Raw genomic sequence first — 22,346 nt, 5'->3', positions numbered from 1 at the left:
AATGAAGAAATCACCTTTTGTCATTGTGCAAAAGGTGATTTTATAACGGTAAATGGGAGACACAATGGGATACATTTCTACAATCAAAACAGCTGTTCAGATCTTTCCTTTCCTGGCCTTTTTGCTGACCTTGCCCTACATGATTTTGAATTATCGAAAATATGGTTCGGTCAATAAATTGCGGGTGCTGATTTTCTATTCTTTTATGCTTTACTTGATGACGGTCTATCTCTTGGTGGTCTTGCCTCTGCCAGATCCGAGTAAGATCCATACTAGCTACTCGGAAATGATCAATCTTTATCCCTTTGCTTTTGTGGTAGATTTTTTCAAGGAGAGTCCTTTTGATATAGCGCAGACAAGCACTTGGCTTCAGGCTATCAAGCATCCAACTTTTTATGTGCCTGCCTTTAATGTCCTAATGTTGATTCCTTTTGGGATGTATCTGCGCTATTATTTCAAGTGTGGTTTTAAGAAAACGATTCTCCTAACAGCCCTCTTTAGTCTCTTTTTGGAGCTGACCCAGTTATCAGGTCTCTATTTTATGTATCCGGGTCCTTACCGTCTAGCAGATGTCGATGACATTATTCAAAATACCACCGGTGGTGGAGTGGGCTATCTGCTCGGTTGGTTCCTGGTTTGGTTATTGCCAACAAGAGACGAAATTGACGAGCATTCTTTCCGAGTAGGGACGAAAGTATCTGGTTTCCGGATGGGTCTTGCCTTCTTGATCGACTTTGTGATGCTATCCTTGCTTTATGCGGTAATCGAGCGTTTAGAGATGATTCCTTATGTAGCGGTTTTGGTGCTATACTTTAGCTTGCTTCCCTTGTGGCGGGGCAAAACCTTGGGAATGGCTTTACTGAAATTCCGCTTGCGTTTTGACAAGCAAAAAGGGCTTCGCACCATCTGGCGAGGAATCCTAGTGGTTGGCTATTTCTACTGGATTCCCCAAGGTTTGTTCTATTTGATCTCGCTTTTGAATCAGGATTTGACGGACAATTCCCTTTTGACTCTATCTATGATTTTATTGCTCTTCTTTGTGCTCTTATTGTACCTGATCCTCACCCTTGCCATCATCTTGCTCAGTCGTCGCTTTCCCTTTGACCGTCTAGCTGGAGCCGAGTATGAGAGTACCGTGCGCGTGAAGGAAGGTATCCTAAAGGATGAAACCGAATCGTCAAAATAGAGAGAGTGGGACAGAAATCGGTAATTCGTTAGAATTCGATTTCGTCGTCTCACCTCCGCACAGTTGAGTAGGGCTGTAAAAGCTGATGAAATCAGCGTAGTAGAGCCCACTCAACCACTGCGTCTTGCTCGACAATCCAAAAACAATAAAGAGGCTAGGACTTTTGTCCCAGCCTCTTTATTGTTTATACACGTAAAAATATCCTAACGTTCCCAGTTGAGAAGGGCGATTTTAAGGGGAATGTGCTACAATGGAAGCAAATAGATAGAATGGAGCAGTGAAATGAAAGCAATTATTACAGTCGTTGGTAAAGACCAAAAAGGAATCGTAGCGGGTGTTGCAACGAAAGTGGCAGAATTAGGACTCAATATCGATGATATCTCTCAAACTGTATTGGATGAATACTTTACCATGATGGCGGTCGTATCGTCCGATGAGAAAAAAGATTTCACACAGCTCCGTTCAGAGTTGGAAGAATTCGGTCAGTCTCTTCATGTGAAAATCAATATCCAAAGCGCAGCGATTTTTGATGCCATGCACAATTTGTAAGATAGGGGTTGAGAATTTATGGACATTAGACAGGTAACAGAAACCATTGCCATGATTGACGAGCAGAACTTCGATGTTCGGACCATCACCATGGGGATCTCCCTTCTAGATTGTATTGATCCGGATATCGATAAGGCGGCAGAAAAAGTCTACCAGAAGATTGTGACAAAGGCCAAGGACTTAGTGGCTGTTGGGGATGAGATCGCGGCAGAACTTGGGATCCCTATTGTAAATAAACGGGTTTCGGTCACTCCGATTTCCATTATCGGGGCAGCCACTAATGCGACAGACTATGTACCCTTTGCCAAGGCGTTGGATCGTGCGGCGAAAGAAGTTGGGGTCAACTTTATCGGTGGTTTCTCAGCTCTGGTTCAAAAAGGCTACCAAAAAGGGGATGAGATCCTCATTAATTCCATTCCTCGTGCTCTTGCGGAGACAGATTTTGTCTGCTCTTCAGTCAATATCGGATCGACCAAGACGGGGATCAATATGACCGCTGTCAGAGACATGGGGCGCATCATTAAAAAAGCTTCCCAAGCAGATCCAATGGGGCCTGGTAAGCTCGTAGTTTTTGCCAATGCGGTAGAAGATAATCCCTTTATGGCGGGAGCCTTCCACGGTGTCGGTGAAGCGGATGTCGTAATCAACGTTGGGGTTTCAGGGCCTGGTGTTGTCCAACGGGCCATTGAAAAAGTTCCAGGAGCTAGCTTTGATGTATTGGCGGAAACCGTCAAGAAGACAGCCTTCAAGATTACCCGTGTCGGACAATTAGTGGGTCAAATGGCTAGTGAACGTCTCGGTGTTGAGTTTGGGATTGTAGACTTGTCTCTCGCACCAACACCAGCTGTTGGAGACTCTGTAGCCCGTGTCCTTGAAGCCATGGGGCTTGAAGTAGTAGGAACCCACGGGACAACAGCAGCGCTGGCTCTGCTCAATGACCAAGTGAAAAAAGGCGGCATCATGGCTTGTAACCAAGTCGGTGGGTTGTCGGGTGCCTTCATTCCGGTCTCAGAAGATGAAGGGATGATTGCGGCGGTCCAATCAGGTCATATCAACCTGGAAAAATTGGAAGCCATGACAGCTATCTGTTCCGTCGGTCTGGATATGATTGCCATCCCAGCAGATACACCAGCTACAACCATTGCGGCCATGATCGCGGATGAAGCAGCAATCGGGGTCATCAACCAAAAGACAACAGCCGTTCGGATCATTCCTTATGGAAAAGAAGGCGATATGTTAGAGCTCGGAGGACTTCTTGGGTCTGCTCCAGTGATGAAGGTCAACAAGGCTTCGTCAGCTGACTTTATTGCCCGTGGTGGTCAAATTCCGGCCCCAGTTCATAGTTTTAAAAATTAAAAAATGGCCCTGGAGCAGGATTTTTGCTCAGGGCTTTTAATGTTGGTCGAGGAAGTGAAAGTGAATCGAGAGGTCATCGCTGCCAGTTTCCTTATAAAAAATGATATAATAGAAGGGCGTAAAAGGAGATCACATGGCGAAAACAAGATTATTTATTATTCGGCATGGAAAAACCATGTTTAATACGATAGGTCGTGCCCAAGGTTGGTCGGATACACCTTTAACTGCTCAAGGAGAAGAAGGTATCCGTGAATTGGGGGTTGGTTTGAGAGAATCTGGTTTGGACTTTGTCCGTGCTGTTTCCAGCGATTCAGGTCGTGCTATTCGAACCATGGGAATTGTTTTAGACGAGCTTGGGCTCACAGATCAGATTCCTTATACTTTCAACAAAAAGATCCGGGAATGGTGTTTTGGAAGTTTTGATGGTGCCTACGGAGGGGAACTTTTCCGTGGAGTCGTTCCTCGGGTTCTAGATATTGAAGACTATAAGAAACTTACCCTGGAAGAACTGGCGAATGGAATCTACCAAGTAGATACAGCCGGTTGGGCTGAACCATGGGATGTGTTGAAAAAACGGATTGTAGATGGCTTTGAGGAGATTGCCAAGGAAGTTGAAGCCAAGGGTGGTGGAAATGCCTTGGTTGTTAGTCACAGCATGACCATCGGTTCCTTTGTTTGTATTTTGAATCCAGAGATTGAGTTGGATCCAAGGGTTGAAAATGGTAGTGTCACCTTAGTAGAATACGAAAATGGACACTTCTTGATCCAGACTATCGGAGATGAGTCTTATCGCAAGCTGGGTGCTAACTGGTTAGCAGCCCACTCAGAAGAACTTGATGTAAAAAAATAAGAAACCTTACATAAGAAGAAAACAATTGCAGGAGGATAAAAATGGCAAAGACAAAATTGTATATTGCCCGTCATGGAAAAACCATGTTTAATACCATTGGTCGCGCCCAAGGTTGGTCTGATAGTCCCTTGACAGAAGCCGGCGAACGAGGGATTCACGAATTGGGGATTGGTCTACGTGAAGCCGGGATTCATTTCCAACAAGCCGTGTCCAGCGACTCCGGTCGAACCATTCAAACCATGGGGATTGTGCTAGAAGAATTAGGGTTAACGGGTAAGATTCCTTACCGTTATGATAAGCGCATCCGCGAATGGTGCTTTGGAAGTTTTGATGGAGCCTATGACGGGGAACTCTTTTTGGGCGTTTTGCCACGTGTCTTTCGGGTTGATGACTTCCATCATTTGAGCTTGATGGAGTTGGCAGAAGGGATTGTCGAAGTGGACACAGCCGGCTGGGCAGAGTCCTGGGAAACCCTTCGTGACCGCATCTTGGATGGCTTTACGGCAATTGCTAAGGATGTCGAGTCTAAGGGTGGCGGGAATGCCATCGTGGTCAGTCATGGGATGACCATCAGTACCTTGATTTACCTGATTGATCCAAAAGCCTTTAAAGAATTGGTCTTGGACAATGGTAGTGTGACTGTTATTGAGTATGAAGATGGCCAATTTAAACTAGAAGCAGTTGGAGATCTGTCATACCGCCAGGTTGGAGCAAAATGGTTAGAGGGAAATCATGACTAAATATAAACTTGCCAAGAAAAGAGAAAAGAAAGTTAGCTGGATCGTACTCTGCTGTTTAGGCATCTGTCTAATTGGAGCAGGAGTGGGTATTTTCTATTTGAAACCTCAATGGCTTCATATGGGCTCTGTTGAAGATAAAAAAGTAGAAACAAGCATTCCAAAAAAGGTTGAGAAAAAGGAAGAAAAACCTAAAACAGATCTTCCCCAAGTTTCTAGTAAGGATTGGAACCTAGTCCTGGTCAACCGAGACAACAAGTTAGCCGAGCTGAATCCTCAGTTAGTCGACGTTGAAGAAATCAAGGTGGATAGTCGGATTGCAGAACAAACCAAACAATTTTTAGCGGCGGCAAGGGCAGTTGCTCCTGAGGAGTCCTTGATTTCCGGTTATCGAAGTGTGGAGGAGCAAACAGAGCTTTACAATGAGCAGGTAGCACAGTTGGAAGCTACTGGTCTTTCTCATGAAGAAGCAGAACGTCAGGCACAAGCTCAGGTACAGGTTCCAGGAGCTAGTGAGCACCAGACGGGTCTTGCAATTGATATGAGTGCCCCAAATGGGCTGTCCGAAGAGGTAGTACAACAAATTATTGCCTTGGCGCCACAATATGGGTTTGTTCTCCGTTATCCAGAAGGGAAAAACGCGATCACGGGTGTAGACTATGAAAACTGGCACTTCCGCTACGTCGGTGTAGAAAATGCCCAGTATATGGTCAAGCACCAACTGGTCTTAGAAGAATACATTCAAAAGCTGAAAGAAGCAGGTTTATAGTTTTTTTGGCCTAGTATCGGTCTTAAGAATGATTTTTAGCACTCTTTAAAAAAGAGTGCTAATTTTTTGGATTTTTTTCTTGACTTTCTTTTGAGAGAGTGTATAATAGAATCATGGTTTAGCACTTGAGTGTTTAGAGTGCTAAATACGAAAGAGAGGTGAGGTCATGGTTACAGAACGTCAAAATGAGATTCTCAATCTTGTCGTCGATATCTTTACCAAGACCCACGAACCGGTCGGCTCAAAAGCGCTACAAGATGTCATTCAATCCAGTAGTGCGACCATCCGAAACGATATGGCTGCCCTCGAAAAGCAAGGGTTGCTAGAGAAAGCCCATACTTCGAGTGGCCGAATGCCTAGCCGAGCTGGTTTCCAATATTTCGTTCAGAACTCGCTCGATCTAGAGTTGATTGATGAACAAGATGTCTACCAGGTGGTGAAAGCCTTTGATTTCGAAGCCTTTAAGTTAGATGATATCTTGGATGCTACGGCCAAGTTATTAGCCCAGATGACGGGCTACACCGCAGTGATTCAGGATGTGGAGCCGACACGGCAGCGCTTGACGGGTTTTGAGATTGTTCCATTATCCAACCACGATGCCTTAGCGGTGTTGACCTTGGATGAATCAAAGCCTGTCACCGTACAATTTGCCATTCCAAAGAATTTCTTAACCAGTGACTTGGAAATCTTCCATCAGCTGGTTCAAGAACGCTTCATTGGAAATACGGTCTTGGATATCCACTACCGCTTGCGGACGGAGATTCCACAGATTGTACAGCGCTACTTCAAAACGACAGACAATGTCTTGGATCTATTCGATTACGTCTTCTCGCAACTGTTTCAAGAACTGGTCTTTGTAGAAGGAAAGGTTTCATCTTTGAGTTATGCCGATCTTCAGACCTATCAGTTCTTAGATAATCCCCAACACGTAGCCTTGGAGTTACGAGGGGGAATGCCAGAAGACCAAATGACTCAGATCCTGGTTGCGGAATCCCAAGAGAAGGCCTTGAAAAATGTGACGGTCATTAGCCACAAATTCTTGGTTCCTTATCGTGGGGTGGCCCTCATGCATGTGATTGGTCCCGTAGAGATGGATTACAGGCGGGTGATTAGTCTGGTCAATGTTATCGGCCGAGTGTTGGTCATGAAGTTGACGGATTACTACCGTTACCTCAACAGCAACCATTATGAAGTAAATTAAGACCAAATGAAAGGGGTGTATGCCTTGACAGAAGATATCAAAAAAGAAGACGTGAAAGAAGAGGAAGTTGCCGAGACAACTGAAGAAGTTGTAGAGGAAAGCAACCAACCTTCTGAGTTAGAAGAAGCACAAGCGCGTGCCGAAGAATTTGAAAACAAGTACCTTCGTGCTCATGCAGAAATGCAAAACATTCAGCGCCGTGCCAATGAAGAACGTCAACAATTACAAAAATACCGTAGCCAAGATTTGGCAAAAGCGATCTTACCATCACTGGACAACCTCGAACGTGCCCTTGCCGTTGAAGGGTTGACAGATGATGTGAAGAAGGGCTTGGAAATGGTCCAAGAAAGTTTGGTACATGCTCTGAAAGAAGAAGGAATCGAAGAAATTCCAGCGGACGGAGAATTTGACCATAACTACCACATGGCCATCCAAACCTTGCCTGCAGATGACGAACATCCAGCAGACACCATCGCACAAGTCTTCCAAAAAGGCTACAAACTCCATGACCGCATCCTAAGACCAGCGATGGTAGTAGTTTATAACTAGGATAGAAAACTTAAAAAATCTTGTCCGAAACGACACTAAACTATGAAAGAAAGATAAAACGCAAGCCGGAGGCTTGCAAGGAAAATATCAAAAAAAAAGAAGATAAATTTAAGGAGAAAAACATATGTCTAAAATTATCGGTATTGACTTAGGTACAACAAACTCAGCAGTAGCAGTTCTTGAAGGAACTGAATCAAAAATCATCGCAAACCCAGAAGGAAACCGCACAACTCCATCTGTAGTGTCATTCAAAAACGGTGAAATTATTGTTGGTGACGCTGCAAAACGTCAAGCAGTCACAAACCCAGATACAGTCATCTCTATCAAATCTAAGATGGGGACTTCTGAAAAGGTTTCTGCTAACGGGAAAGAATACACTCCACAAGAAATCTCAGCAATGATCCTTCAATACTTGAAAGGTTACGCTGAAGAATACCTTGGTGAAAAAGTAACGAAGGCTGTTATTACAGTTCCAGCTTACTTTAACGATGCTCAACGTCAAGCAACTAAAGATGCTGGTAAAATCGCTGGTCTTGAAGTAGAACGTATCGTCAACGAACCAACAGCAGCAGCTCTTGCTTACGGTTTGGACAAGACTGACAAAGAAGAAAAAATCTTGGTATTCGACCTTGGTGGTGGTACATTCGACGTATCTATCCTTGAATTGGGAGATGGTGTCTTTGACGTATTGGCAACTGCAGGGGACAACAAACTCGGTGGTGACGACTTTGACCAAAAAATCATCGACCACATGGTTGCAGAATTCAAGAAAGAAAATGGTATCGACTTGTCAACAGACAAGATGGCCCTTCAACGTTTGAAAGACGCAGCAGAAAAAGCTAAGAAAGACCTTTCTGGTGTGACTTCAACTCAAATTAGCTTGCCATTTATCACTGCGGGTGAAGCAGGACCTCTTCACTTGGAAATGACTTTAACTCGTGCGAAATTTGACGATTTGACTCGTGACCTCGTAGAACGTACAAAAGTTCCAGTTCGCCAAGCCCTTTCAGATGCAGGTTTGAGCTTGTCAGAAATCGACGAAGTTATCCTTGTTGGTGGTTCAACTCGTATCCCTGCCGTTGTTGAAGCTGTTAAGGCTGAAACTGGTAAAGAACCAAACAAATCAGTGAACCCTGATGAAGTTGTTGCTATGGGTGCTGCTATCCAAGGTGGTGTGATCACTGGTGATGTGAAAGACGTTGTCCTTCTTGACGTAACACCATTGTCACTTGGTATCGAAACAATGGGTGGTGTCTTCACAAAACTCATCGACCGCAACACAACAATTCCAACATCTAAATCACAAGTCTTCTCAACTGCAGCAGACAACCAACCAGCCGTTGATATCCACGTTCTTCAAGGTGAACGCCCAATGGCAGCAGATAACAAGACTCTTGGACGTTTCCAATTGACTGACATCCCAGCTGCACCTCGTGGTATCCCACAAATCGAAGTTACATTTGACATCGATAAGAACGGTATCGTATCTGTTAAAGCCAAAGATCTTGGAACTCAAAAAGAACAAACCATTGTTATCCAATCAAACTCAGGTTTGACAGACGAAGAAATCGACCGCATGATGAAAGATGCAGAAGCAAACGCTGAAGCAGATAAGAAACGTAAAGAAGAAGTAGACCTTCGTAACGAAGTAGATCAAGCTATCTTTGCGACTGAAAAGACAATCAAAGAAACTGAAGGCAAAGGTTTCGATGCAGAACGTGATGCTGCTCAAGCTGCCCTTGATGATCTTAAGAAAGCCCAAGAAGACAACAACTTGGAAGAAATGAAAGCAAAACTTGAAGCCTTGAACGAAAAAGCTCAAGGACTTGCAGTTAAACTCTACGAACAAGCTGCAGCAGCTCAACAAGCTCAAGCAGGAGCAGAAGGCGCACAAGCAACAGGAAATGCAGGCGATGACGTCGTAGACGGAGAGTTTACGGAGAAGTAAGGAAAAGTGATGAGTAGTAATATTAATCTTTTTGAAGTAGTTGATTCTAAGGAACAGTACGAAAAATTTACTGCTTTGGCAAATGAGGACTATACTGAGCTCAAGAATCAGATAAAAAATAAATTTCAATCTGGTCAAAAAGAAGAACTATTAGAATATAAGGTAAATATCCTAGCAGAGCATGCGTATAAAGAAAATGATATAAGTATTATTAATAATTTACTCTTTGGTATTTTTCTTCCTGCTATTGTAACATACGCAACAGCAATTCTTCTTAACGGTTTTGGTAAAAAAATAAGTTCTGAACCTATTATTACTTCCGTCATTCAAGTAATTTTATCAGCTGTAGTAATTTATGCCGCAATTATTGCTTTGTATAGGTATAATAAAGACATCAACAAGAGATTAAAAAGTATTTCTTTGAATAGAGCTATAGTATTTTTAGAAAATTATGAAATTGATTAATAGTTTAAAGAAATTCAGAGGTTGCAACCCAGCCTCTGTTTTTCGGTAAAATAGAGGATGTTGCGTATGAAAAAAGTGCTTTGTATCATTTATCCAAATTTTTCTCTTTATGAGATAACTGCTTTAACAAGTACTTTAACTCTGTCTTTTGGCGTCACGATTGATTATGTAGCTTCTGATCATTCAATGGTGGTCTCTGAGGATGGCTTGCCTTGTCGACCGACGAAAACATTGGATCAAATCCGTATAGAAGATTATTCTTGTGTGATTTTACCAGGAATGGTAAATATAGGGCCTGCGCTACAGGATGAGAAATTGATTTCGTTTTTGAGGGACCTTGGTGAGCAAGATATCCTAATTGCAGCCATTTCTTCAGCGCCTCTTTTATTAGCGAAAGCAGGTTTGTTGAAGGACACGAAATTTACAGGTGGAATTTGGCAAAACTTCTTTGATTATTTTGAATTTCTTCCACGTGAAAATTTCCAACCCAAACTGGTTGTGCAAGATAAACAAATCATTACGGCTATCGGTTTTGCACATCAAGAGTTTGCAAGAAAAGTGATTCTAAGCTTAGGACTGGCAGAGAATACGGACAACTATTTTAAAGAACAGAACGAGTATGCTGAAGAGGATTTAATATTTACTCTATCAGATGAAGAGTTTGATCAAGTGAAGCGAAGTATAGAAAGCACCCTCTAAAGATTTACATAAAAATTATAGAAAGGAACAAATAGTGTTCAGGGAATTGAACACGGGTTCCAAATTTCTAATTCAATTTAAAAGAAAGGAACAAAGAGCATTCGGGGAATTGAACTCGAGCGGAAAGCTTGGAAATTAGATAAACCTCCTAAGAAATCAGGATTTCTTGTCGGTTTCCTAAATTTCAGTCGCTTTCTGTTCGCTCTTAGTATCTTGTATGAACAATACTGAATTTTATGACCGTTTGGGCGTTTCAAAGAATGCACCTCAAGATGAGATCAAGAAAGCCTATCGGAAATTATCTAAAAAATATCACCCAGATATCAATAAGGAGCCTGGTGCTGAGGAAAAGTACAAGGAAGTTCAAGAAGCTTATGAGACTTTAAGTGACGAACAAAAGCGGGCAGCTTATGACCAATACGGTGCTGCAGGAGCCAACGGTGGTTTTGGTGGCTTCGGTGGCGGAGCTGGTGGTTTCGGTGGTTTTGATGGCACTGGCTTTGGTGGCTTTGAGGACATTTTCTCAAGCTTCTTTGGTGGTGGAGGTGGGAGTCGCAATCCCAATGCTCCACGTCAGGGGGATGATCTTCAGTACCGCGTAAATCTCAAGTTTGAAGAAGCCATCTTTGGAACTGAGAAGGAAGTGAAGTACCATCGAGAAGCCAGCTGTCGGACATGTGATGGAAGTGGTGCTAAGCCAGGAACAAGTCCAGTAACTTGTGGACGCTGTCATGGTTCTGGAGTTATCAATGTGGATACCCAAACCCCACTTGGGATGATGCGTCGTCAAATCACCTGTGATGTCTGTCACGGACGTGGTCAAGAAATCAAAGAACCTTGTACTACCTGTCATGGGACTGGTCACGAGAAACAAGCCCACAGTGTTAGCGTGAAAATCCCAGCTGGGGTCGAAACAGGGCAACAAATTCGCCTTTCTGGTCAAGGAGAAGCTGGCTTTAACGGAGGTCCATACGGAGATCTTTATGTGGTGGTCAATGTTGAGCCAAGCGACAAATTCGAACGGGATGGATCAACCATCTACTATAAATTGAACTTGAACGTTGTTCAAGCTGCTCTTGGAGATACGGTTCATGTACCAACGGTTCACGGCGATGTCGACTTAGTCATCCCTGAAGGAACCCAGACTGGTAAGAAATTCCGCCTCCGTGGCAAAGGAGCACCAAGCTTGCGTGGTGGATCTGTGGGAGATCAATATGTAACTGTTAATGTAGTGACACCAACAGGTCTAAATGACAAGCAAAAAGAAGCCCTTCGTGCATTTGCGGAAGCTGGTGATATCAAGGTAAGTCCAAAGAAAAAAGGCTTCTTTGATAAGGTGAAAGATGCCTTGGATGATTTATAAAAATAAGGAGGCTGGGACAAAAGTCCTAGCCTCTCAATTGTCTTTGGATAGTCGAGCAAGACGCAGTGGTTGAGTGGGCTCTACTACGCTGATTTCATCAGCTTTTACAGCCCTACTCAACTGTGCGGAGGTGGGACGATGAAATCGAATTCTAACGAATTACTGATTTCTGTCCCACTCTCTTTTTTTATCAAGAAAAACACCTCCGAAATCAAAGGATTCAGAGGTGTGGCAAAAGAATCAAATTAAACAATACCTTGGGCAATCATCGCGTTTGCAACATTTTCAAAGGCTGCGATGTTGGCACCAGCAAGGTAATCTTTACCAAGACCGTAGGTTTCTGCAGTTGTTTTAGCAGTGTTGAAGATGTTGGTCATGATATCTTTCAAACGACCATCCACTTCTTCACGTGTCCATGAAAGACGGAGGCTGTTTTGGCTCATTTCAAGAGCAGATACAGCAACCCCACCAGCATTGGCAGCTTTAGCAGGTCCGTAAAGGATACCATTTTCTTTGTATACTTTGATAGCATCAAGGTCGCTAGGCATGTTGGCTCCTTCAGAAACAACTTTAACACCTTGAGCAACCAAACGTTTAGCAGCTTCACCGTTAATCTCGTTTTGAGTCGCACATGGAAGGGCGATGTCATAGTTACCAGCGTAAGTCCATACAGAACCTTCGTAGTAAGTAGCAGTTGGTTTTTCTGCAGCGTATTCTGTCAAACGAGCACGGCGTTTTTCTTTGACGTCTGTAAGAAGGTCAAAATCAATACCGTTTTCGTCGATGACATAGCCGTTTGAGTCAGAGACTGAGATGACAGTTGCACCAAGTTCAGTTGCTTTTTGAAGAGCGTATTGGGCTACGTTACCAGAACCTGAGATTACGACTTTCTTACCAGAAAAGCTGTCGCCGTTAGCTTTAAGCATTTCTTCAGTATAGTAAACCAAGCCGTAACCAGTTGCTTCTGGACGGATCAAGCTACCACCGAAACCAAGAGGTTTACCTGTCAAGACACCGGCATCGAATTGGTTAAGGCGTTTGTATTGGCCGTAAAGGTAACCGATCTCACGTCCACCAACCCCGATATCACCAGCTGGGACATCAAGAGATGGTCCGATATATTTTTGCAATTCTGTCATGAAGCTTTGGCAGAAACGCATCACTTCAGCATCAGTTTTGCCTTTAGGATCGAAGTCAGATCCACCTTTACCTCCACCGATAGGAAGGCCAGTCAAGACGTTTTTAAAGATTTGTTCGAAGCCGAGGAATTTCAAGATCCCTTGGTTTACAGTTGGGTGGAAACGAAGTCCGCCTTTATATGGACCTACAGCTGAGTTAAATTGGACACGGTAACCACGGTTCACTTGAACCTTTCCATCACGGTCTACCCAAGGAACACGGAAAGAAATCACGCGTTCTGGCTCAGTGATACGGGCCAAGATGTTTTCTTCAATGTATTCTGGATGTTTTTCAAATACAGGTTCCAAAGTGCTAAGGAACTCTTCAACAGCTTGAAGGAATTCTGCTTCATGGCCGTTGCGAGCTTTTACGGTTTCGAAAGTGCTTTGGATATATTCTTTTGCAGTTGTCATCTTGTTTCTCCTTTTTTTATTGAAACGAATGCCAGCAAGGTTTCTGTCTTACTGGAGTATGAAGGCACTGCTAGAAGCAATGTCATGTTTTATTACGTGGACAATTATAGCAGACTTTTTTTGACTTGTAAAGAAAAAAGTTGAATTTTCTGAAAATTTTCACGACTTGAATTTGAGCCGGCTTAAATAGCTTCATATAGGTAACAATCACCTGAAGATGTACGGTTTTTCTTTTCAATAATCTCTAGAAAGAGAGAGAAATAGAGGACAATTTTTCTATTTCCGGACGTTCTATCTTAATTTCTAGTTTTCTGAACTCTAGGGGTCGTTTTCATGCTATAATGACTGTAAGAATTTATTTCAAGGAGTAGAAGATGGTATCGACAAAGACGCAAATTGCTGGTTTTGAATTTGACAACTGCCTGATGAATGCGGCAGGGGTAGCCTGTATGACTACTGAGGAATTAGAGGAAGTGAAGAATTCAGCTGCTGGGACTTTTGTGACCAAGACAGCAACCTTGGAGTTCCGTGCTGGAAATCCAGAGCCACGCTACCAAGACGTGCCACTTGGCTCGATCAATTCGATGGGTCTTCCCAACCAAGGCTTGGACTATTATTTGGATTACTTGTTAGAGTTGCAAGAAAGCGATCCAGATCGGACCTTCTTTCTATCTCTTGTCGGCATGTCTCCCGAAGAGACCCATACCATCCTGAAAAAAGTGCAAGACAGTGATTTTAGAGGTTTGACAGAGTTAAACCTATCCTGTCCCAATGTCCCTGGGAAACCTCAGATTGCCTATGATTTTGATACGACCGATCGGATCTTGTCAGAGGTCTTTGCCTATTTCACTAAGCCTCTTGGCATCAAGTTGCCACCTTACTTTGATATTGTCCACTTCGATCAAGCAGCAACCATTTTTAACAAATACCCGCTCAAGTTTGTCAACTGTGTCAACTCGATCGGAAATGGTCTCTACATCGAGGATGAATCTGTTGTGATTCGTCCTAAAAACGGTTTTGGTGGAATTGGTGGAGAATATATCAAACCAACTGCTCTGGCTAATGTCCATGCCTTTTACCAACGTCTGAATCCAGAGATTCAGATTGTGGGAACCGGTGGGGTCTTGACTGGTAACGATGCCTTTGAGCATATCCTTTGTGGCGCTAGTATGGTGCAAATCGGAACAACGCTTCATAAAGAAGGAGTAGGAGCTTTTGACCGCATCACTTCGGAGCTCAAAGCCATCATGGAAGAAAAAGGCTACCAAAGCCTAGAGGATTTCCGTGGGAAATTGCACTACATTGACTAATCTTTCTAAAAGAACTTCCTCAAGTAGATTCTTGGGGAAGTTTTTTTAGATTTCTTATCCAGAGAGTGTATTCTGTTCCTAGTTTTAGGAATTCTCCATTTATATAGAGAGAAAAAGGAGTACAATGGAGGTGAGAAGGAAGGTGATTTATATGGAAGAAAGGGATGTGATTCAAGAAGCAAGAACGATGATCAAAACTCTTCAAATAAACTTTTCTAGGGACTTCACCCCCAGTCCAGACGCAGTCCGATTTCAGGAAAATCTGGACTATATCCTTCGTTATTTAAAAAAGGCAGAGCGTGTGGACAATCGTGTCTTAATGGAGCTAGAGAAGTTCTATCAAAGAGCGAGCTTCTTGATCGGTTTAAGTGCCCTGCGCTTGAAGGAAGAGTCCTTTCAAGCCTGGCGGGCTTATGATCGCTGGCACTACGAAGCTGTGAAGTCTCGGTTACAGGTATATGGACCAAGCATGATCTTGTAAGCCACTGAGTGTTTGCTTAAGAAAAGAGTTGATTTCTTTAGAGGAGGTGTGTGACATGTCTCTCATGCATGATTTTTTTCATCAGTTAAGTTTATCTCTATGGAACCTTTATTATTCCTTGTTTTTCTTCCTTGAAAAATAAAAGTAGTCTGATCCCTTTTACTAGCATCTAGTAGAAGGGATTTTTGATGCAGAATCCTTGAAAATCTGAGGCTCTTGGATTATGATGGAGTTAATAGATGTCAAGCGTTCCCTGTAGGGAATGCAGGAAGTGAGGAAAAAAGATGGCAGAGATTTATCTAGCAGGTGGCTGTTTTTGGGGCTTAGAGGAGTATTTTTCACGGATTCCTGGTGTAGAAAAGACAACAGTGGGTTATGCCAATGGCCAGGTAGAAACGACCAATTACCAACTGATTAAGGAAACGGATCATGCAGAGACCGTACAAGTCATCTATGATCCAGATAAGATTTCCTTACGAGCGATTCTGCTCTACTATTTCCGGGTGATTGATCCCTTGTCCATGAACAAACAGGGGAATGATCGAGGTCGCCAATACCGGACGGGTGTCTATTACCTGGACAATGCGGACCGTGAGGTGATCGCCCAAGTGTTTGTGGAGCAAGAAAAGCAACTTGGAAGTAAGATCGTAGTTGAGTTGGAACCCTTGCGCCACTATATTTTGGCGGAGGACTACCATCAAGACTACCTCAAGAAGAATCCTGGGGGCTATTGCCATATCGATGTGACGGATGCTGACCAACCCATGATTGATCCGGCAACCTATCCCAAGCCCAGTCAAGAGGAATTAAAGGTACGATTGACAGAGGAGCAGTACCAAGTCACTCAGGAGAGTGCAACAGAGCGACCTTTCCACAATGCCTATGACCAGACCTTTGAAGAGGGAATCTATGTGGACATTACGACTGGAGAGCCTCTTTTCTTTGCCAAGGATAAGTTTGCGTCTGGCTGTGGTTGGCCAAGCTTCTCTCGCCCTATTGCCAAAGATGTCGTTCATTATTACAAGGATCATAGCCACGGGATGGAGCGGATTGAAGTTCGTTCCCGCTCAGGCAATTCCCATCTCGGCCATGTCTTTACCGATGGGCCAAGAGAGCAAGGTGGCCTTCGCTACTGTATCAATTCGGCCTCTCTGCGCTTTATTCCTAAAGAGGAGATGGAGGCAGAGGGATACGGGGACTTACTCAGGCAGATGCACTAAAAGAATGATGGAGAAGAGGGTTTTGAGCCCTCTTTTTTATTTCTACGTCTGACTTCATTTATCTATTCGTGGAAGTTTAGGTCGGTCTGTTTTCTTTTGTCAAAATTGTGTTACAATGAAAAAAAGGCCTGACAGATGACGGAGAGGCCTTTGACAAGAGAAAGAGAAATGGATAGGAAGAGAAGAAGATGAAAAATTGGAAGGATCTCCTAAAGAGATGGAGTGAGGTCGGGAAAGATATCCTCACGATGCTCAATGAATGGTTTGATATTGGATTGGGGAAGGTGACAGCTTTCCGCTTGACCAACGAACAGTTTGTCTATGGTTTGCTGATTACAGTATTTGCGGCCGCGAATCTGGTTTTATGGATTCAAAAATGGAATGGTTTTCCCATAACAGCACTAGAAATGCCGGAAGTTGTTGAAAAACAAGAAGAAATCCATCCGGATCAGTTGCCACATACGGCTCGGATCATGGCAAATGGAGACCAACTCTACCATGACTTGATTTATATGAGTGCAGCCAAGGAAGATGGAAGCTATGATTTTTCTGAGAATTATCACTATGCTCAGGAATGGTTGAAGCAAGGGGATCTAGTCTTGGGGGATTTTGAAGGGACTATCAATTCGGATTATGGACTTTCGGGTTATCCACTTTTCAATGCCCCTGGAGAGGTCGTAGCTTCGATCAAGGATGCAGGCTATCAGGTGATGGACTTGGGACATAACCATATCCTCGATTCTGGCTTGGAAGGGCTGTTTTCGACTGCGAAAGCCTTTGAAGACGCAGGGATCCAAACGGTTGGTGTCTATCCGCATGAGACACGAGATCAAGCCCCTATTCTGATCAAGGAAGTAAATGGAATCAAGATTGCGATTTTGGCTTATTCCTATGGCTTTAATGGGATGGAGTATAATCTGGAACAAGAGGATTATGACAATCGTCTATCGGACCTCAATGAGGAGCGGATTCGTCAAGAAATCCAAAAAGCTGAGATGGAAGCGGACATTACCATTGTCATGCCTCAGATGGGGATTGAATATGATTTAGAGCCAACAGAGGAACAAAAGGAGCTATACCATAAGATGGTTTCTTGGGGAGCTGATATTGTCTTGGGTGGCCATCCTCATGTCGTCCAACCTGCTGAGATTGTGGATAAGGATGGGCAACAGAAATTGATTGTTTATTCTATGGGGAATTTCCTTTCCAACCAGCGCATGGAAACCATGGAAGGGATAGACAATGCGCAATGGACCGAACGGGGTGTCCTGATGGATATAACCATTGAGAAGGTAGGGCGCAAGACACGGATTAAAACGGCTACAGCTCATCCTACTTGGGTCAGCCGGACTCCAAAGGACAGTTATTCTCCTGAAGGCTATGAACTCTATCATTTCCAGACCTATATCTTGGAGGACTGGATTGAAGGAGGCAAGTATCGGGACCAATTGGATGATGAAACAAAGGCGCGTGTTGATACAGCCTATCAAGAAGTGAAGGAACGTGTGAATCTGAATTGGCAGTAGGAAGGGGCGAATGTAGGAATGGATAAACTTGGATGGTTACCAATTGGATTTGTTGGACTGATCATCATTATGGTTCTAACAAATTGGATATCAACGATTCGTCTGAGAAAAAAATTAGCCAAGGCTTGGGAGGGAAAACCTTTTTTTATAAAAAATGATAGTGAAGAGAGTTTAGTGGAAACGATGCTTTTGGCATCTACACTCCAGCCAACGGATAGTCAAGTAGATGGTCAAACTTGGCATGATTTAGACATGCATAGAGTATTTGATCAGCTAAACTATACACAGTCTAGTATAGGGGCTGAGGCCTTGTATCAGAAGATGCGTTTGATAAACTTTCAACCAGATGCATCTTTGCAGGAGTTAGAAGATTTCTTTGAACATCACCCGGATCTTCGTCTGAAGGTTCAGGTTGTTATGAACCAGTTAGGAAAAAAGAACCACAATATGGCTAGAAGTATTGTGGCGAATCCAGGGAAGCAAGATTCGAGGATCTATCTTTCTCTCTATCTTTTTTTAGCGTGTTTGCCAGTCCTCTCTCTTTTCTTTCTTCCGTTTTTTCAAATTCAAGCCATGTCAGTCTTGATAGCGAGTGTGACGTTTAATATCATTTTTTCGAGCATTCGGAATTGGTCGAATAAAATGCGCTTGGATCAAGTTAGTTACCTGGTTCGCATCTTTGCTTCAGCGGAAAAGCTGAGCCGTCTAGCGCTACCAAAACAAGAAGCCTTCAAACAGGCTGTCCAACCATTTAAGAAGACGAAAGTCATTTCCAGCATCTTACAAAGTCCAACAGGAAGCTCCGAGATGGAAATTATCCTGATTTATCTTAATTTTCTTTTCTTAATTCCGCAGATTGCCCAAATCTATATCTACCAGCAAGTGAGGACTCATCAGAAAGAAGCTCAGGGAACAATCAATCTTTTGGGGGAATTGGAAGTAGCCATCAGCCTTCTACGCCATAAGCGTGATGGTAATTTGGTTTGTCATCCCAATTTTAAGGAAGAAGCTGGGATTAAAGGAAAGGGGATCTACCATCCTTTACTAGCGGATCCGGTTGCTAATGACGTCACTTTTGAAAAAAATATGGTGATCAGTGGAGATAATGCCTCCGGAAAATCCACTTATTTGAAAATGGTAGCCATTAACTGTATTTTAGCGCAGGGCTTGGGCTTCGCTTATGGTGACAGTTTGGAGCTTTCTTATGGACATGTCATGACCTCTATGGATGTCAGCGATGATATCGAGGTTGGAGATAGTTATTTTATTACAGAGAGTAAAACAATTCTCCGAATGATTGAGAGTCTGGAAAAGTCAGGTTTTCATTATTTCTTTATTGATGAACTCTTTAAGGGAACCAATACCATTGAGCGAATTGGGTCTGGCTTAGGGATTGTCCGCTGGCTATCGAGACACGATTGCTTGTATATGATTTCGAGTCATGATATTGAGCTAGTTGCAGCATCTGGTGCAGTAAATGATAATTATCATTTTGACAGTCGCTATGTTGACGGGAAAATCGTCTTTGATTATCAGATAAAGCAGGGAGCAGCAGTAACGAAGAATGCGGTCAATACATTAAAAAGCCTCTATTTTCCTTCGGAAATCACTCGAACTTCCCAAGAATTAATTGTACAATATGAAAAAACAGGGAAATGGTCTTTAAATAGAATGTTGAGTGATAAAGAGGAAGGTTGCTAGGTTGTATCAGATCTTCTGTTGAAAAACATTAAAAGCACATAAAACGCAAACTTCACTTGTGTTTCATGTGCTTTTATTATTTGTTCTATTGGTTAAAGACAAGCTTTTCGGTATTGGCTTGGAGTAACCTGATAGTATTTCTTGAACTGGCGATTAAAGTTTGAGAGGTTGTTGAAGCCGGATTGGCTCGCGATATCAATGATTGCCTGATCGGAATGCTGGAGGAGATGGGCTGCTTTTTTCAGTCGATATTGAATGATATACTCCATGCAAGAGAGCCCTAATTGTTTCTTAAAGAAATTCATGAAGTGGGTCGGGCTAAAATGGCACAGCTCTGCCAAATGCTCGATCATGAGCTCCTCTTGGTAATGGTTTGAAATATGGTCGAGGACCAAACGGATTTTTTCTTCTCTCCGGTAAGCGTCCGTTGAGAACTTCTTCTCGACGATATAGTTATGGGAGAAGAGGAGATAGAGGAGTTCATTGAGCTGGGATTTAAGTCGGAGTTCATAGAAGGGGCCTTGTTCTCTTCCGTTTGCCATACAGGTTAAGAGGCTCTGTTTGATTTCTTCGTAACCGGGTGATTGGGCTTGAATGCGTCGGACGAATTCAAAATCCCCATTGTAGAGGGGTTGTAAATATTTTAGAGTGGCGATATTTTTATGGGTAATCCCAATCAGGTCCAGATTAAAATGCAGGACATCCATAGTATGAGAAGAACTCTGGATGGGGTGGATGGAGTGGAGGGCATTGGGGCGGATCAAAATAATATCACCAGGCTGACTATTAAAATATTCATAGTCGATATGGAACTGAGCAGTCCCTTCATTGACATAAATAATCTCAATATCGGTGTGCCAGTGAAATAAGATATCTGGCTGTCCATTTTGGGTGCTAATCTGTTTGATTGAAAAAGGGAAATCGCTATTGGTAAAGGATGTTTGGCGGTATAAAGTCTTTGTGTTCATGCCTACCTCTTAGATCTTTTTCGGGAGTAGCAGACGTTTTTACCAGGTGTGTGAAAGGGTCTGCTAGTTACTTCATACAGGGAAAATCTACTATCTATATTATAATAAAATTGGACCAAAAATTAAAGAGGATTCGATGGAATTTCTTAAATTTTAAGGAAGGAGGAGAGGGGCGATTTAAGGGAGAGAAGTCTCCAAAATGATGAGGGAATGGTGTATAATAGGGGAAAGATGGAAAGAGGTGGCAGTATGCTACAAATGATTGCGACAGATATGGATGGCACTCTGATGGACGAGCAAGGAGAAGTAGACCATGAGCGCTTGAGCCGTATTTTGGATCAGCTAGACCAAAGAGGGATTCCCTTTGTCATTGCGACAGGGAACGGCTATAGCCGTATGGCTCATGTATTGGGAGACTTGAAAGATCGCGTCACCTTGGTGCTGGCCAATGGGGCACGGATATTAGAGAAGGGAAAGCTCATCCGAGAGTGTAGCTGGCCGGAAGAGCTGGTGCAGGAGGTCTTGCAGTATCTAGAAGGCCGAGAAGAAGAACTCCATCTGGTCGTTAGTAGCTTATCGGGAGGCTATGCTAAGAAAGGAACAGAGTTTCCTCTTTTAGAGCAATTGATGACGCCTGAGTTAGCGGCTGCTTTTTACAAACGGATGCGCTTTGTGGATTATTTGGCCCATGAACATGGAGAGCAAGTTTTGAAACTAAGTGTCGTCACGGAGACTGAAAAAGTCGAAGCCTTTGTACAAGAGTTGAGAGAAAAGTTTGGAGAGCGCCTGCTTCCTGCAGCTAGTGGCTATGGGGCCATTGATATTCTGCAACCGGGTGTCAATAAGGCTACGGCCATTCAATTCTTAGAAGAACGCTGGGGCGTGGATGGTGGACACTTGATGGCATTTGGGGATAGCCAAAACGATGTCGAGATGCTTGAGTTAGCGACCTATTCCTATGCAATGGAAAATGCGGATCCCCATGCGCGACAAGCAGCCCGCTATACGGCACCTTCTCATCAGAATCATGGAGTCTACGAAGTCATCGAAGCTTATTTGGATGGAAGGCTCAGCTTCGACTAGGATCTTATCCTACCTTGCACAGTTTCTACTATACGAATCGAAAGGAGCCTTTATGGCTGTACAATTATTAGAAACCTGGCTGTTGAAAGAACAGGCAAAAATACAGAAGAATTACCGAGAACTGAATCAAAATCCTTTGAAGGAACCCGATATTCTTTTTATAGGAGACTCTATCGTCGAATACTATCCCCTTCAAGAGTTGCTGTTGACGGATCAATATATGGTGAACCGGGGGATTAGAGGCTACAAGACAGACCTCTTAAGAGAGCATCTAGATGCCCATATTTTCGGTCAAGCAGTGGATAAGGTTTTTTTGCTGATTGGAACTAATGACATTGGTAAGGAAATGCCCCTGTCGGAAACCATTGAAAACATGAGCATCATCTTGCAGGAGATGGTGCGACTCTTGCCCTTAGCGCAAATCAAACTCGTTTCGGTTCTTCCTGTGAATGAGGGAGAGCCCTACAAGGGGACAGTCTATATCCGGACCAATCAGAAGATTCAGACCTTGAACCAGGCCTACCACGAATTGGCCCAAGGGATGATAAATGTTGAATTTATCAATGTTTTTGATCATTTGCTTGGAGAAGATGGTCAGCTCAAACCGGCTTATACAACAGATGGACTTCATTTAACAATTGAAGGATACAGGGTCTTGAGTAAGGCTCTTCAAAGAGAAATATAACCCATCCTAGCTAGGAAAATGATTTTCTAGCTAGGATTTTTTAATGTCTTCTATAAAACAGTTTGGGGAAACACTCTATTTTGTACTAATTCTACAACAAGCAAAAAC

Annotated in this window: 21 protein-coding genes; 19 read left to right on the top strand and 2 right to left on the bottom strand. The window is 43.2% G+C overall.

Going from position 1 to position 22,346, the window contains the following annotated elements; genetic code table 11:
* Positions 1 to 64: 64 nt before the first annotated feature.
* The 12 genes from FJR71_RS05855 to dnaJ all read left to right on the top strand — a co-directional run bounded on the left by FJR71_RS05855 (position 65) and on the right by dnaJ (position 11,672).
* On the top strand, positions 65 to 1,186 hold the full coding sequence (locus tag FJR71_RS05855) for a VanZ family protein (protein ID WP_140814317.1): 1,122 nt from the start codon (positions 65 to 67) through the stop codon (positions 1,184 to 1,186).
* A 282-nt stretch (positions 1,187 to 1,468) separates the two neighbouring features.
* A complete protein-coding gene (locus FJR71_RS05845; protein WP_003004214.1) occupies positions 1,469 to 1,735 on the top strand; it encodes an ACT domain-containing protein in 267 nt (88 codons plus the stop codon).
* A gap of 18 nt (positions 1,736 to 1,753) precedes the next feature.
* Positions 1,754 to 3,091 (top strand): PFL family protein, encoded by a 1,338-nt coding sequence (locus tag FJR71_RS05840; RefSeq protein ID WP_140814316.1) that lies wholly within the window; start codon positions 1,754 to 1,756, stop codon positions 3,089 to 3,091.
* Positions 3,092 to 3,224: 133 nt separating this feature from the next.
* Positions 3,225 to 3,941, top strand: coding sequence for a histidine phosphatase family protein (locus FJR71_RS05835; RefSeq protein ID WP_140814315.1), 717 nt, complete (start codon positions 3,225 to 3,227; stop codon positions 3,939 to 3,941).
* 41 nt (positions 3,942 to 3,982) lie between these two features.
* Positions 3,983 to 4,681: a histidine phosphatase family protein gene (locus FJR71_RS05830; protein WP_140814314.1), complete on the top strand. Its 699-nt coding sequence runs from the start codon at positions 3,983 to 3,985 to the stop codon at positions 4,679 to 4,681.
* Positions 4,674 to 5,447: a M15 family metallopeptidase gene (locus tag FJR71_RS05825; protein ID WP_140814313.1), complete on the top strand. Its 774-nt coding sequence runs from the start codon at positions 4,674 to 4,676 to the stop codon at positions 5,445 to 5,447. Before FJR71_RS05830 ends, FJR71_RS05825 begins: the two co-directional genes overlap by 8 nt.
* 166 nt (positions 5,448 to 5,613) lie before the next feature.
* Positions 5,614 to 6,648 (top strand): heat-inducible transcriptional repressor HrcA, encoded by a 1,035-nt coding sequence (hrcA, locus tag FJR71_RS05820; protein ID WP_140814312.1) that lies wholly within the window; start codon positions 5,614 to 5,616, stop codon positions 6,646 to 6,648.
* Between the two features lie 24 nt (positions 6,649 to 6,672).
* Positions 6,673 to 7,197, top strand: coding sequence for a nucleotide exchange factor GrpE (grpE, locus tag FJR71_RS05815; RefSeq protein WP_342777603.1), 525 nt, complete (start codon positions 6,673 to 6,675; stop codon positions 7,195 to 7,197).
* A 124-nt stretch (positions 7,198 to 7,321) separates the two neighbouring features.
* Positions 7,322 to 9,145 (top strand): molecular chaperone DnaK, encoded by a 1,824-nt coding sequence (gene dnaK, locus FJR71_RS05810; protein WP_140814310.1) that lies wholly within the window; start codon positions 7,322 to 7,324, stop codon positions 9,143 to 9,145.
* 9 nt (positions 9,146 to 9,154) lie between these two features.
* Positions 9,155 to 9,610: a hypothetical protein gene (locus FJR71_RS05805; protein ID WP_140814309.1), complete on the top strand. Its 456-nt coding sequence runs from the start codon at positions 9,155 to 9,157 to the stop codon at positions 9,608 to 9,610.
* Positions 9,611 to 9,676: 66 nt separating this feature from the next.
* Positions 9,677 to 10,309, top strand: a complete 633-nt coding sequence (locus tag FJR71_RS05800; protein ID WP_140814308.1) for a DJ-1/PfpI family protein — start codon at positions 9,677 to 9,679, stop codon at positions 10,307 to 10,309.
* Between the two features lie 217 nt (positions 10,310 to 10,526).
* Positions 10,527 to 11,672 carry a molecular chaperone DnaJ gene (dnaJ, locus tag FJR71_RS05795; RefSeq protein WP_140814307.1) on the top strand — a complete coding sequence of 382 codons (1,146 nt, stop codon included), beginning with the start codon at positions 10,527 to 10,529 and terminating at the stop codon, positions 11,670 to 11,672.
* Positions 11,673 to 11,917: 245 nt separating this feature from the next.
* On the opposite strand, the gene gdhA is transcribed toward dnaJ, so the two are convergent.
* Complete coding sequence (gene gdhA / locus FJR71_RS05785) at positions 11,918 to 13,264, bottom strand: NADP-specific glutamate dehydrogenase (RefSeq protein WP_140814306.1); 1,347 nt, start codon at positions 13,262 to 13,264, stop codon at positions 11,918 to 11,920.
* Between the two features lie 374 nt (positions 13,265 to 13,638).
* Here gdhA and FJR71_RS05780 point away from each other — a divergent pair, with 374 nt between their 5' ends.
* From FJR71_RS05780 to FJR71_RS05760, 5 genes are all read left to right on the top strand, one after another.
* Positions 13,639 to 14,574: a dihydroorotate oxidase gene (locus tag FJR71_RS05780; protein ID WP_140814305.1), complete on the top strand. Its 936-nt coding sequence runs from the start codon at positions 13,639 to 13,641 to the stop codon at positions 14,572 to 14,574.
* A 151-nt stretch (positions 14,575 to 14,725) separates the two neighbouring features.
* Positions 14,726 to 15,055: a helicase BlpT gene (locus FJR71_RS05775; protein ID WP_246040110.1), complete on the top strand. Its 330-nt coding sequence runs from the start codon at positions 14,726 to 14,728 to the stop codon at positions 15,053 to 15,055.
* Positions 15,056 to 15,339: 284 nt separating this feature from the next.
* On the top strand, positions 15,340 to 16,275 hold the full coding sequence (gene msrB, locus FJR71_RS05770; protein ID WP_140814303.1) for a peptide-methionine (R)-S-oxide reductase MsrB: 936 nt from the start codon (positions 15,340 to 15,342) through the stop codon (positions 16,273 to 16,275).
* 248 nt (positions 16,276 to 16,523) lie between these two features.
* Positions 16,524 to 17,801, top strand: a complete 1,278-nt coding sequence (locus FJR71_RS05765) for a CapA family protein (protein ID WP_246040126.1) — start codon at positions 16,524 to 16,526, stop codon at positions 17,799 to 17,801.
* 18 nt (positions 17,802 to 17,819) lie between these two features.
* A complete protein-coding gene (locus FJR71_RS05760; protein ID WP_048688649.1) occupies positions 17,820 to 19,502 on the top strand; it encodes a MutS-related protein in 1,683 nt (560 codons plus the stop codon).
* A 92-nt stretch (positions 19,503 to 19,594) separates the two neighbouring features.
* On the opposite strand, the gene FJR71_RS05755 is transcribed toward FJR71_RS05760, so the two are convergent.
* Positions 19,595 to 20,470, bottom strand: a complete 876-nt coding sequence (locus tag FJR71_RS05755) for an AraC family transcriptional regulator (protein ID WP_048688652.1) — start codon at positions 20,468 to 20,470, stop codon at positions 19,595 to 19,597.
* Between the two features lie 249 nt (positions 20,471 to 20,719).
* Here FJR71_RS05755 and FJR71_RS05750 point away from each other — a divergent pair, with 249 nt between their 5' ends.
* Both FJR71_RS05750 and FJR71_RS05745 read left to right on the top strand, forming a co-directional pair.
* The gene (locus FJR71_RS05750) at positions 20,720 to 21,553 is read left to right on the top strand and encodes an HAD family hydrolase (protein WP_140814301.1); all 834 of its coding nucleotides are present in this window, start codon (positions 20,720 to 20,722) and stop codon (positions 21,551 to 21,553) included.
* Positions 21,554 to 21,605: 52 nt separating this feature from the next.
* Complete coding sequence (locus tag FJR71_RS05745) at positions 21,606 to 22,238, top strand: SGNH/GDSL hydrolase family protein (RefSeq protein WP_048688657.1); 633 nt, start codon at positions 21,606 to 21,608, stop codon at positions 22,236 to 22,238.
* The last annotated feature ends 108 nt before the right edge of the window (positions 22,239 to 22,346 follow it).

Origin of the sequence: Streptococcus xiaochunlingii, from assembly GCF_006385805.1 — a bacterium.
GTDB classification, from domain to species: Bacteria; Bacillota; Bacilli; order Lactobacillales; family Streptococcaceae; genus Streptococcus; species Streptococcus xiaochunlingii.
This window is presented reverse-complemented; position numbering and strand designations above follow the sequence as displayed.